The 16,281-nt window shown below is 68.1% G+C and carries 13 protein-coding genes; 10 read left to right on the top strand and 3 right to left on the bottom strand.

Going from position 1 to position 16,281, the window contains the following annotated elements:
- Positions 1-13: 13 nt before the first annotated feature.
- Together EV671_RS02465 and EV671_RS02470 are read right to left on the bottom strand one after the other, a co-directional pair.
- Complete coding sequence (locus tag EV671_RS02465) at positions 14-439, bottom strand: hypothetical protein (RefSeq protein WP_132569690.1); 426 nt, start codon at positions 437-439, stop codon at positions 14-16.
- A 295-nt stretch (positions 440-734) separates the two neighbouring features.
- Positions 735-1,721, bottom strand: coding sequence for a malate dehydrogenase (locus EV671_RS02470; protein WP_132569692.1), 987 nt, complete (start codon positions 1,719-1,721; stop codon positions 735-737).
- 80 nt (positions 1,722-1,801) lie between these two features.
- On the opposite strand from EV671_RS02470, the gene EV671_RS02475 reads away from it, so the two are divergent.
- The 9 genes from EV671_RS02475 to EV671_RS02515 all read left to right on the top strand — a co-directional run bounded on the left by EV671_RS02475 (position 1,802) and on the right by EV671_RS02515 (position 9,865).
- On the top strand, positions 1,802-2,530 hold the full coding sequence (locus EV671_RS02475) for a GntR family transcriptional regulator (RefSeq protein WP_132569694.1): 729 nt from the start codon (positions 1,802-1,804) through the stop codon (positions 2,528-2,530).
- Positions 2,531-2,623: 93 nt separating this feature from the next.
- Positions 2,624-3,052, top strand: coding sequence for a succinate dehydrogenase, cytochrome b556 subunit (gene sdhC / locus EV671_RS02480; protein WP_132569696.1), 429 nt, complete (start codon positions 2,624-2,626; stop codon positions 3,050-3,052).
- Between the two features lie 22 nt (positions 3,053-3,074).
- Entirely contained in the window at positions 3,075-3,434 is a 360-nt protein-coding gene (sdhD, locus tag EV671_RS02485; RefSeq protein ID WP_132569698.1) for a succinate dehydrogenase, hydrophobic membrane anchor protein, read from the top strand.
- Positions 3,434-5,203 (top strand): succinate dehydrogenase flavoprotein subunit, encoded by a 1,770-nt coding sequence (gene sdhA / locus EV671_RS02490; RefSeq protein WP_132569701.1) that lies wholly within the window; start codon positions 3,434-3,436, stop codon positions 5,201-5,203. Before sdhD ends, sdhA begins: the two co-directional genes overlap by 1 nt.
- A 25-nt stretch (positions 5,204-5,228) precedes the next feature.
- Entirely contained in the window at positions 5,229-5,930 is a 702-nt protein-coding gene (locus tag EV671_RS02495) for a succinate dehydrogenase iron-sulfur subunit (RefSeq protein WP_132569703.1), read from the top strand.
- A 25-nt stretch (positions 5,931-5,955) separates the two neighbouring features.
- Positions 5,956-6,207 (top strand): FAD assembly factor SdhE, encoded by a 252-nt coding sequence (locus EV671_RS02500; RefSeq protein ID WP_415840391.1) that lies wholly within the window; start codon positions 5,956-5,958, stop codon positions 6,205-6,207.
- A 30-nt stretch (positions 6,208-6,237) separates the two neighbouring features.
- Positions 6,238-7,548: a citrate synthase gene (gene gltA, locus EV671_RS02505; RefSeq protein ID WP_132569707.1), complete on the top strand. Its 1,311-nt coding sequence runs from the start codon at positions 6,238-6,240 to the stop codon at positions 7,546-7,548.
- A gap of 61 nt (positions 7,549-7,609) precedes the next feature.
- The gene (locus EV671_RS02510; RefSeq protein WP_132569709.1) at positions 7,610-8,533 is read left to right on the top strand and encodes a ribokinase; all 924 of its coding nucleotides are present in this window, start codon (positions 7,610-7,612) and stop codon (positions 8,531-8,533) included.
- Between the two features lie 21 nt (positions 8,534-8,554).
- Positions 8,555-9,865 carry a TRZ/ATZ family hydrolase gene (locus tag EV671_RS02515; protein ID WP_132569711.1) on the top strand — a complete coding sequence of 437 codons (1,311 nt, stop codon included), beginning with the start codon at positions 8,555-8,557 and terminating at the stop codon, positions 9,863-9,865.
- Between the two features lie 127 nt (positions 9,866-9,992).
- Here EV671_RS02515 and EV671_RS02520 read toward each other — a convergent pair whose 3' ends face one another.
- Positions 9,993-11,915: a DUF5666 domain-containing protein gene (locus tag EV671_RS02520; RefSeq protein ID WP_132569713.1), complete on the bottom strand. Its 1,923-nt coding sequence runs from the start codon at positions 11,913-11,915 to the stop codon at positions 9,993-9,995.
- Positions 11,916-12,290: 375 nt separating this feature from the next.
- Between EV671_RS02520 and purL the strand changes: the two genes are divergently transcribed.
- Positions 12,291-16,253, top strand: coding sequence for a phosphoribosylformylglycinamidine synthase (gene purL / locus EV671_RS02525; protein ID WP_132569714.1), 3,963 nt, complete (start codon positions 12,291-12,293; stop codon positions 16,251-16,253).
- Positions 16,254-16,281 lie beyond the last annotated feature (28 nt).

A 16,281-nucleotide genomic window follows, 5' to 3' on the forward strand; every position in this document is an offset into this window, starting at 1 on the left:
GGCGCCACTGTACTCAGCCGTGGCCGCAGCCCGAACGCGGCCGGGCATCCGGCGCGGGCTGCAAGGCCGCCGTGGCGGGCGTGGCGAACAGCAGCGGCCTGACCCAGGCCAGCGCTGCGCTGGCTCGATCGAAGACTCGAAAGGGCAGGGCGTGCTCCTCGAAGAGCGGTGCGAACTGGAGGCACATCAGGTCCAGCCCCTCGACGTCGGGGCCGCCGACCCAGGCGACGGCGACATAGTCGTGGCGGCTCCGCATGAAGGCGTCGAAGCCGCGTCGGTAAAGCAGGAAGGCATCCGGCGACATCAGCGCGCTGTCCACCCATTCCATGACGGAGGCCATCTGCTTCGACTCCAGCTTCCAGCGATCGACGGCGGCCTGCCGCTGGCGGCCATAGGCCTGGAGCGCCTCGACATTGAACGGGCCGTGGCTCGTCCACATGAGTACGCCCCGGTCCATATGGCATCTGAACTCGCCATGGGGAGAGAACCCGCCGGCTGCGAAGTCGTTGCTGCTGAGTACCTCAGGATCCATGGCGGGGCCTCATGGCACAAGTTGGCTTCCGGCTGGCGGCATCGCTGGCGCAGACCGCACGCGGCGCGCATCCGCCAGGTCCGCCCAAGTGTGTTGATGGGCGCCGCCCGCGTCAATTGGCGATGCCGAGAGCATGGCCTGGCGCCAAATGACAGACGGCCCCGCGGGGCCGTCTGTGTTGGTGCTGAGTCGCGGAAGACGATTACAGCAGGTGCTTCACGCCGTCCTGCTCGTCCGTCAGTTCCTTCAGCGTCTTGTTGATGCACTCCTGCGAGAAGGCGTCGATCTCGATGCCTTGCACGATCTTGTACTCGCCGCCCTCGCAGGTGACCGGGTAGCCGAACATCACGTCCTTCGGGATGCCGTATTCGCCACCCGACGGGATGCCCATCGTGACCCACTTGCCGTTGGTGCCCAGGGCCCAGTCACGCATATGGTCGATGGCGGCGTTGGCGGCCGAGGCGGCCGACGACAGGCCGCGAGCGGCGATGATGGCCGCGCCACGCTTGCCGACGGTGGGCAGGAAGACGTCGCGGTTCCAGGGCTCGTCGTTGATCATGGCCTTGACCGACTGGCCGTCGATGGTGGCGTTGCGGTAGTCGGCGTACATCGTCGGCGAGTGGTTGCCCCACACGGCCAGCTTCTCGATGGAGGCGACGGCCTTGCCGGTCTTGGCGGCCAGCTGGCTGGCGGCACGGTTGTGGTCCAGGCGCAGCATGGCGGTGAAGTTCTTGGCCGGCAGGTCCGGGGCCGACTTCATCGCGATGTAGGCATTGGTGTTGGCCGGGTTGCCGACCACCAGCACCTTGACGTTGCGCGAGGCGACGGCGTTCAGTGCCTTGCCCTGGGTCGTGAAGATGGCGCCGTTGACGGCCAGCAGCTCGGCACGCTCCATGCCCGGGCCGCGCGGACGCGAGCCGACCAGCAGCGCGTAGTCGGTGTCCTTGAAGGCGGTCATCGGGTCGCTGTGCGCTTCGACGCCGGCCAGCAGCGGGAAGGCGCAGTCTTCCAGCTCCATGATCACGCCCTTCAGCGCGTTCTGGGCCTTCTCGTCGGGGATCTCCAGCAGCTGCAGGATGACGGGCTGGTCCTTGCCCAGCATTTCGCCGGAGGCGATGCGGAACAGCAGGGCGTAGCCGATCTGGCCGGCAGCGCCGGTAACGGCGACGCGAACGGGTTTCTTGCTCATGGAGGTCTCCGAAGGGGCAGTAAAAAAATCGGGGCGAATCCTGTCAAGTGTACGGGCATACCCTGTGCTGCAATGCGCCCATGCCCTCAACGAAGCCCAGGCCTTCCGCGCCGCTCTATGAGCAGATCCGCCAACTCATCGTCGCCGCGCTGGCCGCCGGCGAGTGGAGGCCGGGCGACGCCCTGCCCAGCGAGGCGGCCCTGGCCGAGCGTTTCGGCGCCAGCCCCGGCACGGTGCGGCGGGCGCTGGACGAGCTGACGGCCGAGCATCTCGTCGAGCGCCGCCAGGGCAGCGGCACCTTCGTGTCCACGCATGCGGCGCCGCGCCAGCAGTTCCGCTTCCTGCGCCTGGTGGCCGACGACGAGGCCGGCAGCTTCAGCCGCGAGCTGCTGGGCTGCCGGCGCGTGCGCGCCGCGGCCGAGGTTGCGCGGGCGCTGGGCCTGCGCACGGCGGAGCCGGTCATCGAGGTGCGCCGGCTGTTGCATCGGCGGGACCGACCCGTCGTGCTTGATGAACTCTGGCTTCCCGAGAGGCATTTCGAGGGCCTGACGGCGGACGTGATCCAGAACCATCCGGGTGCGCTCTATGCGCTTTTCGAATCGCGCTTCGGCGTGCACATGGTCAGGGCGGAGGAGAAGCTGCGTGCGGTCGCCGCCACGCCCGAGGCTGCGCGGCTGCTGCAGGTGCCCGAGGGCGAGCCGCTGCTCAGCGTGGAGCGGCTGGCCTACACCTACGGCGACCGTCCGGTCGAGTTGAGGCGAGGGCTTTACCACACCCTCGCCGACCATTACCGCAACGAGTTGAACTGAAGCTGACGATGGCGCAGTGCAGCATTGACGAGCGGCGAGGCAAAGCTTGGCCCTAGAATCGTTTGGTTTCACCCCGATTACGCAGGCTCGACCATGACGGACAGCGCCAAGACAAGACCCGTATACCGAAATATTCACGTCACGCAGATCGTCAGTTACCGTCTGCCCCCCGCCGGCATCGTCTCCATCCTGCACCGCGTCAGCGGCCTGCTGATGTTTGCGCTGCTGCCCTTCGTGATCTGGATGCTGGACGCCAGTCTGAGCTCCGAGATCTCCTACGACGGCTTCACCAACGTCTTCGTGGCTGGCGTCGCCGGCCTGCCGGCCTGGTTCGTAAAGCTGGTCGTGCTGGGGCTGCTGTGGGCCTATCTGCACCACTTCATCGCCGGCGTGCGCCATCTGTGGATGGACGCGACGCACAGCGTCAGCAAGGCCCAGGGCCACAGCTCGGCGCTGCTGACGCTGGGCCTGAGCATCGCGTTGACCGTGGTGCTGGGCGCCAAGCTGTTCGGCCTGTACTGAGCAAACCTGCAAGGACAACAACATGAGCACTTTTGGCTCCAAGCGCCTCGTCGTGGGCGCGCATTACGGCCTGCGTGACTGGCTCGCCCAGCGCGTCACCGCCGTGCTGATGGCCCTGTTCACCGTCGCCGTGCTGGCCCGCTTCCTGATGCCCGGCGAGCTGGGCTACGACCACTGGGCCGGCGTCTTCGCGCCGCAGTGGATGAAGGTCCTGACCTTCGTCGCCATCCTGGCGCTGGCCTACCACGCCTGGGTGGGCGTGCGGGACATCTGGATGGACTATGTGAAGCCGGTCGGTGTGCGACTGGCCCTGCAAGTGTTTTCGATCGTGTGGCTGCTTGGCTGTGCCGGCTGGGCAATCCAGGTGCTGTGGAGACTGTGATGACGGCAAAGATTTCGACCCGCAAGTTCGACGTGGTCATCGTCGGGGCCGGTGGCTCCGGCATGCGCGCCTCGCTGCAGCTCTCGCTGGCCGGCCTCAACGTGGCCGTGCTGTCCAAGGTCTTCCCGACCCGCTCGCACACCGTCGCCGCCCAGGGCGGCATCGGCGCCTCGCTCGGCAACATGAGCGAGGACAACTGGCACTACCACTTCTTCGACACCGTCAAGGGTTCGGACTGGCTGGGTGACCAGGACGCCATCGAGTTCATGTGCCGCGAGGCGCCCAAGGTCGTCTACGAGCTCGAGCACTTCGGCATGCCCTTCGACCGCAATGCCGACGGCACGATCTACCAGCGCCCCTTCGGCGGCCACACCGCCAACTACGGCGAGAAGCCCGTGCAGCGCGCCTGCGCAGCGGCCGACCGCACCGGTCACGCGTTGCTGCACACGCTCTACCAGCAGAACGTCAAGGCCCGCACCAACTTCTTCGTCGAGTGGATGGCGCTGGACATCATCCGCGACGCCGAGGGCGATGCCGTCGGCGTGACCGCGCTGGAGATGGAGACCGGCGAGGTCCACATCCTGCACGCCAAGACCGTGCTGCTGGCCACGGGCGGTGCCGGCCGCATCTTCGCGGCCAGCACCAATGCCTTCATCAACACCGGTGACGGCCTGGGCATGGCGGCGCGCGCCGGCATCCCGCTGGAAGACATGGAGTTCTGGCAGTTCCATCCGACCGGCGTGGCCGGCGCGGGCGTGCTGCTGACCGAAGGCTGCCGCGGCGAGGGCGCCATCCTGCGCAACAGCAATGGCGAGCGCTTCATGGAGCGCTATGCGCCAACGCTGAAGGACCTGGCGCCGCGCGACTTCGTGTCGCGCTCGATGGACCAGGAGATCAAGGAAGGTCGCGGCTGCGGTCCCAACAAGGACTATGTGCTGCTGGACATGACCCACCTGGGCGCCGAGACCATCGCCAAGCGCCTGCCCTCGGTGCTGGAGATCGGCCACAACTTCGCCAACGTCGACATCACGAAGGAACCGATTCCCGTCGTGCCGACCATCCACTACCAGATGGGTGGCATCCCGACGAACGTGCACGGCCAGGTGGTCGTGCCCAAGAACGGCAAGCACAACGACATCATCAACGGCCTCTACGCCGTGGGCGAGTGCTCCTGCGTGTCGGTGCACGGCGCCAACCGCCTGGGCACGAACTCGCTGCTGGACCTGGTCGTCTTCGGCCGCGCCGCGGGCAACCACATCGTCGACTTCAATCTGAAGACGAAGTCGCACAAGGACCTGCCCAAGGACGCCGCCGACCGCACGCTGGCACGCCTCGCACGCCTGGAGTCGGCCACCAACGGCGAGTACGCGCAGAACGTCGCCAACGACATCCGCGCGACGATGCAGAAGCACGCCGGCGTGTTCCGTACGCAGGCGACCATGGACGAAGGCGTCCGCAAGATCAAGGAAGTCGCGGCCCGCGTCGGCGGTATCGGCCTGAAGGACAAGTCCAAGGTCTTCAACACCGAGCGCGTCGAGGCGCTGGAAGTGGAGAACCTCATCGAAGCCGCCCAGGCCACGATGATCTCCGCCGCTGCCCGCCCCGAGAGCCGTGGCGCCCATGCGCACAACGACTACCCGAACCGCGACGACGCGAACTGGATGAAGCACACGCTGTGGTACTCCGAAGGCAACCGCCTGGACTACAAGCCTGTGAACCTGACGCCGCTGACCGTTGAATCGGTTCCGCCCAAGGTCCGTACCTTCTAAGCCGGGTCGACAAGGACATAGAGAAATGAAGCGCACCTTCCAGATCTACCGCTACGACCCCGACAAGGACGCCAAGCCCTACATGCAGACCCTCGAGGTCGAGCTGGACGGCCATGAGCGCATGCTGCTCGACGCCCTGGTCAAGCTGAAGGCGGTCGACCCCAGCCTGTCCTTCCGCCGCTCCTGCCGCGAAGGCGTCTGCGGCTCGGACGCGATGAACATCAATGGCAAGAACGGCCTGGCCTGCCTGACGAATATGCGCACGCTGCCGGGTGTCATCACGCTGAAGCCGCTGCCGGGCCTGCCCGTCGTGCGCGACCTCATCGTCGACATGACGCAGTTCTTCAAGCAGTACCACTCGATCAAGCCCTATCTCGTCAACGACAACCCGCCGCCCGAGAAGGAGCGCCTGCAGTCGCCCGTCGAGCGCGAGGAGCTGGACGGCCTGTACGAGTGCATCCTGTGCGCGAGCTGCTCGACGAGCTGCCCGAGCTTCTGGTGGAACCCCGACAAATTCGTCGGCCCGGCCGGCCTGCTGCAGGCCTACCGCTTTATCGCCGACAGCCGCGACGAAGCCACCGCCGAGCGCCTGGACAACCTCGAAGACCCCTACCGCCTGTTCCGCTGCCACACGATCATGAACTGCGTGGACGTCTGCCCCAAGGGCCTGAACCCCACGAAGGCCATCGGCAAGATCAAGGAACTGATGGTCCGCCGCGCGGTCTGATGAGATGAGCGAAGTGGCTGTCCCGATGATCGACGAACGCGCGCTGTCCAAGCTGCGCTGGCGCTGCCGTCGGGGCCTGCTCGAGAACGATCTCTTCATCGAGCGCTTCTTCGCCCGCCAGGGCGAGCGCGTCAGCGTCACGCAGGCCGAGGGCCTGACGATGTTGATGGACCTGGCCGACAACGACCTATTGGACCTGCTCCTGCGCCGCAAGGAGCCCGGTGGTGAAATCGACACCGCTGCGGTGCGCGAGGTCCTGGGCCTGTTGCGCACCTGAACGAATTACCAAGCCTCAAAGGACTGCTTTATGACCCCGTCCGACGTCAAAGCCACCCTGTCGTTCTCCGACGGCAGCCCCTCGATGGACCTGCCCCTGTACAAGGGCACGATCGGCCCGGATGTCATCGACATCCGCAAGCTCTACGGCCAGACCGGCAAGTTCACCTACGACCCCGGCTTCCTGAGCACGGCGTCGTGCAACTCGACCATCACCTACATCGATGGCGACAAGGGCGAACTGCTCTACCGCGGCTACCCCATCGAGCAACTCGCGGTGAACTGCGACTACCTCGAAACCTGCTATCTGCTGCTGTACGGAGAGCTGCCCAACGCGACGCAGAAGGCCAACTTCGAAGACCGTGTGATGCACCACACGATGGTCAACGAGCAGATGCAGTTCTTCCTGCGCGGTTTCCGCCGTGACGCCCACCCGATGGCCGTCATGACGGGCCTGGTGGGTGCGCTGTCTGCCTTCTATCACGACAGCACCGACATCAATAACCCCGAGCACCGCGAGATCGCGGCGATCCGCCTGATCGCCAAGATGCCGACCTTGGTGTCCATGGCCTACAAGTACACCGTCGGCCAGCCCTACATCTACCCGAAGAACGACCTCAGCTACGCCGGCAACTTCATGCGCATGATGTTCGCCACGCCCTGCGAGGAGTACAAGCCCAACGACGTGCTGGTGCGAGCGATGGACCGCATCTTCACGCTGCACGCCGACCACGAGCAGAACGCGTCGACCTCGACCGTGCGCCTGTGCGGCTCGTCGGGCACCAACCCGTTCGCGGCCATCGCGGCCGGCGTGGCCTGCCTGTGGGGCCCGGCGCACGGCGGCGCCAACGAAGCTTGCCTGAACATGCTGGGCGACATCCAGAAGCAGGGTGGCGTGGCCCGCATCGGCGACTTCATCGGCAAGGTCAAGGACAAGAACTCCGGCGTCAAGCTGATGGGCTTTGGCCATCGCGTCTACAAGAACTATGACCCGCGCGCCAAGCTGATGCGCGAGACCTGCCACGAGGTGCTGAACGAGCTGGGCCTGCAGAACGACCCGCTGTTCGAACTGGCCATGAAGCTCGAGAAGATCGCGCTGGAAGACGAATACTTCGTCGCCCGCAAGCTCTACCCGAATGTCGACTTCTACTCGGGCATCGTGCAGCGCGCCATCGGCATCCCGGTGCCGCTGTTCACGGCCATCTTCGCGCTGGCCCGCACGGTCGGCTGGATCGCCCAGCTCAATGAGATGATCGGCGACCCCGAGTACAAGATCGGCCGCCCGCGCCAGCTCTTCGTCGGCGCCGCCGCGCGCGACGTCAAGCCCATCGGCCAGCGCTGATTCGCTCTCGCTTCACGCGAACCCCTCGGTCCCCCGAGGGGTTTTTTCATTTGGAGCCTTGATGCCCGCACCCGAGATCCTTGTCCTAGGCAGCGTCAACCGTGACCTCATCGTGCACGCGCCGCGTCTGCCGCTGCCCGGTGAGACGCTGCGCGGCCAGCGGTTTGGCTCCTGCCTGGGCGGCAAGGGTGCCAACCAGGCGGTGGCTGCGGCGCGGCTCGGTGCCAAGGTTGCGCTGGCGGCGCGCGTGGGCCGGCTCGAGAACGGCGCGGCCATGGTGGAGCAGCTGAAAGGCGAGGGCGTCGACACGCGGGCCGTCGCCCAGCCTGCCGACGAGGTGCCCGGCGTGGCGCTGATCGTCGTCGGCGCCGAGGATGCCGAGAACCAGATCGTCACCGTCGCCGGCTCCAACGGCACGCTGCCGCTGGATCAGGTCGAGGCGCTGGAGCTGGCCGGCCTGCGCTGGCTGGTGGCCCAGCAGGAGCTGCCGCTGGCCAGCGTCGCCCGTGCCTTCGCGCGCGCGCACGCGGCCGGCGTGAAGACGCTGCTGAACGCCGCGCCCTATCGTCCAGGCTGCGAAAGCCTGCTGCCCCTCGTCGACCTGCTCGTCGTCAACGCCCTCGAGGCTCGGGCGCTGGTGACGACACCGGGCGGCGGCGTGGCCGAGCCCGAGGCGCTGGCCCTGGCTTTGCGCGCCAAGGGGCCATCGGCCGTGCTCGTGTCACTCGGCGCCGAGGGGCTGTGCTGGGTCGATGCCGAGGGCACGCGGCGCGTGCCGGCACGGCGCGTGAAGGCCGTGGACACCGTCGGCGCCGGCGATACCCTGGTCGGCGCCCTTGTCACTGCGCTGGCCGAGGGCCGGCCGGTCGCGCAGGCACTCGCCTTCGCGCAGGCCGCCGCCGCGCTCGCCGTGTCGCGCCCCGGCGTGCAGGACGCGATGCCGCGCCGCGACGAGGTCGAGCCACTGCTTGGCGAACCGAACTGAATCCCACAAGGAGAAGATGAGATGTCCCAGACCCTGCTGCTGCCGCGCTGGCTGCTGACGATGAAGCCCGGTGAGGGCGTGCTCGACGACCATGCCCTGCTGATCGACGGCGAGCGCATCGCCGCCGTCGGCCCGCGAGCCGAGCTGCTGGCCCGATACCCGCAGGCCGAGCGCGTCGAGCTGCCCGAGCAGATCCTCATCCCCGGCCTCATCAACGGCCACGCCCACTCGGCCATGACGCTGCTGCGTGGTGTCGCCGACGACGTGCCGCTGATGGACTGGCTGCAGAACCACATCTGGCCGCTGGAGAAGAAGTGGGTCAGCGAGGACTGGACCTATCTCGGCTCCAGGCTTGCAGCCGCCGAGGGCCTGCGCAGCGGCACGACCTATATCAACGACATGTATTTCTTCCCGACCGCGATGGCGCGCGCCGCCGTGGACTCGGGCATCCGCGCGGCGGTGTCGATCAATGTCATCGACTTCCCGACCGGCTATGCCAGCGGGCCGGACGACTACATCGCCAAGGGCATCGCCGCCTACGAGCAGTACAAGGGCGAGACGCTGCTGGACTGGACCAGCGCGCCGCATGCGCCCTACACGGTGTCCGACGAGACCTTCGTCAAGCTGCGCGACCTGGCCGAACGCCTGGACATCCAGATGCACTGCCACATCCACGAGACGGCGGGCGAGGTCGGCGACGGTCTCAGGGCCCACGGCGTGCGACCCATCGCGCGGCTGGACAAGCTGGGCCTGTTCAACGAGCGCATGATCGCCGTGCACATGGTCCACCTCGACGAGGCCGAGATCGAGCTGATGGCTCAGCGCGGCGTGCATCTGGTGCACAACCCCAACTCCAACCTCAAACTGGCCTCGGGCGTGATGCCGCTCAAGGCGCTGGAGGCCGCCGGCGTGAACACCATCCTCGGCACCGACGGCGCCGCGTCCAACAACCGCCTGGACATGTTCGGTGAGATCCGCTCGGCGGCGCTGCTGGCCAAGGGCATCACCGGCGACCCGACGGTGGCCTCCGCGCGCACCGCACTCGAGATGGCCACCATCCGCGCTGCCAAGGCCATGGGCCGGGCCAGCGACCTCGGTTCGCTGGAGGTCGGCAAGCTGGCCGACTGCGTGGCCGTGTCTCTGGACAGCATCGAGTGCCAGCCGGTCTACAACGCGGCCGCCCAGCTCGTCTACGTGGCCGGCCGCGAGCACGTCAGCAATGTTTGGATCGGCGGGCGCCAGCTGCTGCGCGAGCGCCAGCCGACGACGATCGACGTCCCGGCGCTGCTGGCCGAGGTGGGCGATGTCGTTGCCCGTATGCGGGCCTCCTGAACGGAACAAGCCGGCCTCTGCTTGCAGAGACCGGCTTGTCATCGAGTGACTCTCGCTGATCCGGCTTTGCCGGTCAGTCGAGAGTGCCCCCTCGAGGGGGCGGGCGACGCCCGTAGGGGGTGGGCTGTCAGCCGGGCATGAAGTGGACCTGGACCGCGATCAGCACGCCATCCTTGACCGAGCCCTTGATCTCGACCTTGGCGCCGTTGGCCAGCTTGCTCGCATCACCGTCGATGAACTTCACCGTGGAGCCCGAAGCGTCGACCTTCTGGCTGCCCACCTTGAAGTCGGCGGCGCTGTTGAAGTCGCCGATCAGGCCGCCGAGGTAGACGTAGTCGTTGCCGCTGGCATCCTGCTCGGGCTTCTCCAGCTCGATGGCGAGGGCCGTCAGCGTCACGTTGCCGGCGCTGCCGCTGACCGTGGCCCTGATGCTCAGGCGCGAGCCATTGACCAGGTCGGCCAGCTTGGTGCCGGTCGGCTGCAGCTGCGTGTTCGGCGTGATCTGCACCGTGTAGCTGCCGATCTGCAGGCTGGTGCTGGTCACGTTGAAGGCCACGCCGGAGAAGCCGATGGTCTTGCTGACGCCGGTGGTGTTGACTACCGTCACGCTGGTGGCCGTGAAGACGCCGCTGGCGGCCGAGTAGCTGCCCTCGACGCTGACCGTCACGCCGGCCGCGAGGTTGGCCAGGGACTTGCCGTCCGGGGCGATCTTGGTCGTGTCGCTCCACTGCACCGTCGTGCCCAGCACCGTGAAGGTCTTGGCCGTCGCGTCGACCGCGGTGATGGCGCCGGCCAGGTGCTGCGGCTTGTCGGCCGGCGGCGGCTGCACGGCGATGTCGGTCGCCTTCACGCCGCTGGACGTCAGCTGGCCCGTCACCGTGACCCAGGCACCGGTGCCGAGGTCGGCGGCGCTGCCCTTGCTGAACGTGGCTGCGCTGCCGTCCACTGCAGTGCCGCGCAGCGTGAAGTTGGCCAGCGACACATAGTCGGTGATCTGGCCGACCAGCAGGGCCTTGATGGCGGTGTCGTTCTTCAGCACCTTGATCCAGTCGGCCTTCATCGCGCCGCTGCTCAGCGTGCCATGGGCCAGGGCCTGGGCGCCGTTGACGATGTCGCCGGCTACCGTGCCGTCCTTCAGCGTGGCGGCGCTGGCATCGACGACGACGTCACCCACGCGCAGGCTGGCCAGGCTCTGGAAGTCGCTGATCGGGCCGCCGACGGTGGTGTCACCCGAGTCGGGCAGCTTCTTGGCCCTGACCTCGACGGCGCTGGCCACCAGCACCGTCTTGCCGCCGCTCGCGGCCGGCGCGTTGGCCGACACGACGCTGACCGGTTTGCCGTTCTCGATGACGGCGCCGTCGGGCAGGACCTTGGCCTTGCTGTAGTCGACGGTGACCGTGGTGTTGCCGGTCAGGCCGAAGGTCTTGGCCGTCGTGTCCAGGCCCTGCACGGCGCCGCTGATGCGGAACAGCTCGGTGCCGTCCTTGAGCCTGCGCTCGATGCGAGTGGCCGTGATGCTGCCGTCGCTGGCCACCGTGCCGCTGACCTTGACGAGGTCGCCCAGGGCCAGCTGCGACAGGGCGGAGAAGCCTTCGAAAACCGTGGGCAGCTGGCCCGTCGTCGTGATCTTGATGGTCTGGCCGAAGACCGTCAGCGTGCCGGCCGTGGTGTCCACCGCGCCAATGGTGCCGAGCAGGGCGAAGTTCACGAGTAGGTTCTGCAGCGCGCCGTCCTTCAGCGTGGCCTGCACCTGCATGCCGGTGTGCAGGTCGCCGAGCGTCGCGGCCGTCTGCACATCGGGCTGGTTGGAGAAGGCGACCTTGGCCAGGCTGTCGTCGTAGCGCACGCCGTTGATGACGACGCTGCCGAAGCCCGTGATCGTGCCGTTGACGACGCCGGTGATGCCGGCGCTGGGCGGCGCCGTCGCCGGCGATTGGGAAGCGGTGTCTCCTGCTGCAGCGCCGCCGCCGCAGGCGACCAGTACCGCGGCGCTGAGTGCGCAGCTCAGGGCGCACAGGCCCCACTGCAGATGTTGCTTGAGTTGTTTCATTGGACTGCCTTTGACGTCGGGGCCGCGTGCGGACCCTGGTTGTCGATGAATGCGGATGCCCTCGTGAACCCGCGAGGGCAGTCTGCCGAGCGCGCCTGTTCGTCGGCTGTCGAGCTGTGTCGAGTTGTTGCGGGTGAGGGGTGTCGCCTGTGCCTAAAGTCACGGATCGCCGCGGGTGCTCGACAAGCGGCAGGCCTCGCCGAACGAGCGGCGGGAGGCCTGGTTTCCGTCCGTCGTTCTCCGGTTGCCGCTCGTCTTTTGGCGCCACGGTGAGGGGGCTCAGTAGAATCCCGGGCTTCCGCACATCGCCTCCCGACCGGAGGCGGTGCGTCTCGAGAACCGCGCGCCCCTGCCGCGCCCAGCCTCCCGGATTCCATGGCCCTGACCTCGCATCTGACCCATTTCGAGGGCGGCAACGCCCTTTCCGATTTTCGTGCCCAGGCCCTGCTGGCCCGGCTGCAAGAGGTCAGCGCCCGCATCACCGGCATCAGTGCCCGCGCGGTCCACTGGGTCTGGACGGATGCACCGCTGCAAGCCGGCACGCGCGAGCGCTTCGCCGCGCTGCTGACCTATGGCGAGCCGGCCGTGGCCGGCGCCGAGGGCGACCTCGTCATCGTCACGCCGCGTTTCGGCACCGTCAGCCCCTGGGCCTCCAAGGCGACCGACATCGCCCGCAACTGCGGCCTCGCGCTCAAGCGCGTGGAACGCGTCGTCGAGTACCGCATCGCGACCAGGAGCGGCCTGCTCGGCGGCGCCAAGCCGCTGACCGCCGACGAGCTCGATGCCTGCGCTGCGCTGCTGCACGACCGCATGACCGAGTCGGTCTGCTTCAGGCGCGAGGACACGGCCCACCTGTTCGACGAGCGCACGGCCGAGCCGCTGGCGCATGTCGATGTGCTGGGCGCCGGCCGCGCCGCGCTGGAAAAGGCCAACGTCGAGTTCGGCCTGGCGCTGTCGGCCGACGAGATTGACTATCTCGAGACCAACTTCAAGAAGCTGGGCCGCAACCCCAGCGACGTCGAGCTGATGATGTTCGCGCAGGCCAACAGCGAGCACTGCCGGCACAAGATCTTCAACGCGAGCTTCGTCGTGGACGGTGAGGCCCAGCCGCTCAGCCTGTTCGGCATGATCCGCAACACCGAGAAGCTGCATCCGCAGCACACGGTCATCGCCTATTCGGACAACGCGGCCGTGATGGACGGCCACGCCATCGAGCGCTGGATGCCGGCGCCCCGGCCCGGCGCCGAGTACAAGGCCAGCGCCGAGCAGGCCCAGGTGCTGATGAAGGTGGAGACGCACAACCACCCGACGGCCATCTCGCCCCACCCGGGCGCCTCCACCGGCGCCGGCGGCGAGATCCGCGACGAGGGCGCCACCGGCCGCGGCTCCAAGCCCAAGGCGGGGCTTACGGGCTTCTCGGTGTCCAACCTGCACCTGCCGGGCCTCTCCGAGCCCTGGGAGCAGAACCCCGTCGGCAAGCCAGCCCACATTGCCTCTGCGCTGCAGATCATGATCGACGGCCCGCTGGGCGGCGCGGCCTTCAACAACGAGTTCGGCCGGCCGAATCTGGCGGGCTATTTCCGCGTCTTCGAGCAGAGCGTCGCCGGCCTGCGTCGCGGCTATCACAAGCCCATCATGATCGCGGGCGGCCTGGGCACCATCCGCTCGGACCTGACGAAGAAGATAGCGTTCCCGGCCGGCACGCTGCTGATCCAGCTCGGCGGCCCCGGCATGCGCATCGGCATGGGCGGCGGTGCGGCCTCGTCGATGGCGGCGGGCACGAACACGGCCGACCTGGACTTCGACTCCGTGCAGCGCGGCAACCCCGAGATCGAGCGCCGCGCGCAGGAGGTCATCAACCACTGCTGGGGCCTCGGCGCCGAGAACCCGGTGCTGGCCATCCACGACGTCGGCGCGGGCGGCATCTCCAACGCCTTCCCCGAGCTGGTCAACGACGCCGGCCGCGGCGCGCGCTTCGACCTGCGCAAGGTGCCGCTGGAGGAGTCCGGTCTCGCCCCGAAGGAAATCTGGTGCAACGAGAGCCAGGAGCGCTATGTGCTGGCCATCGCGCCGCAGAGCCTGGAGCAGTTCAAGGCCTTCTGCGAGCGTGAGCGCTGCCCCTTCGCCGTCGTCGGCGTGACGACCGAGGAGCGCGAGCTCAGGCTTGTCGACGAGCTGGCCGGCGACGACCACCCCATCGACATGCCGATGGACGTGCTGCTCGGCAAGCCGCCCAAGATGACGCGCGACGTGCAGCGCGTGGCCCGCAGCGGCGGCGCGCTGGACCTGACCGGTGTGGATCTGGGCAAGGCCGCCTTCGACGTGCTGCGCCACCCGACCGTGGCCAGCAAGCGCTTCCTCGTCACCATCGGCGACCGCACCGTCGGCGGCCTCAACCACCGCGACCAGATGGTCGGCCCCTGGCAGCTGCCGGTGGCGGACTGCGCCGTCACGCTGGCCGACTTCAAGGGCTTCGCCGGCGAGGCGATGAGCATGGGCGAGCGCACGCCGCTGGCGTCCGTGAACGCCCCCGCCTCGGGCCGGATGGCCGTGGCCGAGGCCATCACCAACCTGCTGGCCGCGCCCGTCGAGCTCTCCCGCGTGAAGCTCAGCGCCAACTGGATGGCTGCCTGCGGCGAGGCCGGCGAGGATGCCGCGCTGTTCGACACGGTGAAGGCCGTGGGCATGGAGCTGTGCCCTGCGCTGGGCGTGTCCATCCCGGTCGGCAAGGATTCGCTGTCGATGCGCACCAAGTGGGATGACAAGCAGGTCACCGCACCGGTGTCGCTGATCGTCTCGGCCTTCGCCAGCATTGCCGACGTGCGCGGCACGCTGACGCCCGAGTGGCAGCGTGAGGACTCCTGCGCCATCCTCATCGACCTGGGCCAGGGCCGGCACCGCCTGGCCGGCTCCATCCTGGCGCAGACGCTGAACCAGTTCGGCAGCGACGTGCCGGACCTGGACGACCCGCAGCTGCTGGTCGCGCTGGTCAACGCGATCACCGAGCTGCGCGCCGCGGGCATGCTGCTGGCCTACCACGACCGTTCGGACGGCGGCCTGTGGGCGGCGGCCTGCGAGATGGCCTTTGCCGGCCAGACCGGCCTGAGCCTGAACGTCGACATGCTGGTCACCGAGGGCGACGGCATCGGCGACAGCCGCGCCGACATGGGCGACTCCAAGAACTGGGCCACCCAGGTCAGCGCCCGCCGCGAGGAGCTGACGCTGCGCGCGCTGTTCGCCGAGGAGTTGGGCGCACTGATCCAGGTGCGTGCGGCTGATCGTGACGCCGTCATGCAGGTGCTGCGCGCGCATGGCCTGTCCAAACATTCCCACGTCGTCGCCAAGCCCAATGCGGCGCGGCAGATGGAGGTCTGGCGCGATGCGAAGAAGGTCTTCGGTGCCGACCTGACGGCCCTGCAGCAGACCTGGGACGAGGTGAGCTGGCGCATCGCCCGGCTGCGGGACAACCCGGCCGGCGCCGATGCCGAGCACGCCGCGGCCGGCAGGGCCGACGACCCGGGCCTGCATGTGCACCTGAGCTTCACGCCCGAGGCGCCCTTCGTCAGCACTGGCGCGCGGCCCAAGGTCGCCATCCTGCGCGAGCAGGGCGTCAACTCGCATGTCGAGATGGCCTATGCGATGTCGCTGGGCGGCTTCGACAGCTTCGACGTGCACATGAGCGACCTGCAGTCGGGCGCGGTCAAGCTGGACGGCTTCGCGGCCTTCGTCGCCTGCGGCGGCTTCAGCTACGGCGACACCCTGGGCGCCGGCGAGGGCTGGGCGCGCAGCATCATGTTCAACCCGGTGCTGACCGAGCAGTTCCGCGCCTTCTTCTCGCGCCCTGACACGCTGGCCCTGGGCGTCTGCAATGGCTGCCAGATGCTGGCCGCGCTCGCGCCCATCATCCCGGGCGCCGAGGCTTGGCCGCGCTTCACGCGCAACCAGAGCGAGCAGTACGAGGCGCGGCTGGCGCTGGTCGAGGTGCTGGAATCGCCGAGCCTGTTCTTCCAGGGCATGGCCGGCAGCCGCCTGCCCATCGCCGTCGCCCACGGCGAGGGTTTTGCGAACTTTGCCCGCCAGGGCGATGCGGCCAAGGTCATCAGGGCTATGCGCTATGTCGACAACCATGGCCAGGCGACCGAGGCCTACCCGTTCAACCCGAACGGCAGCCCGGGCGGCCTGACCAGCGTGACGACGCCGGACGGCCGCTTCACGGCGCTGATGCCCCACCCGGAGCGCGTCTTCCGCAATGTGCTGATGAGCTGGACCTCGGGCGACAAGAGCGCCCACAGCCCCTGGCTGCGGATGTTCCAGAACGCGCGCAAGGCGCTCGGCTGAAAGCGTTCGGCCCAAAACAAAGGCGGGC

The sequence above is a fragment of the Roseateles saccharophilus genome (assembly GCF_004342485.1).
In the GTDB taxonomy this organism is placed as follows: Bacteria; Pseudomonadota; Gammaproteobacteria; order Burkholderiales; family Burkholderiaceae_C; genus Pelomonas; species Pelomonas saccharophila.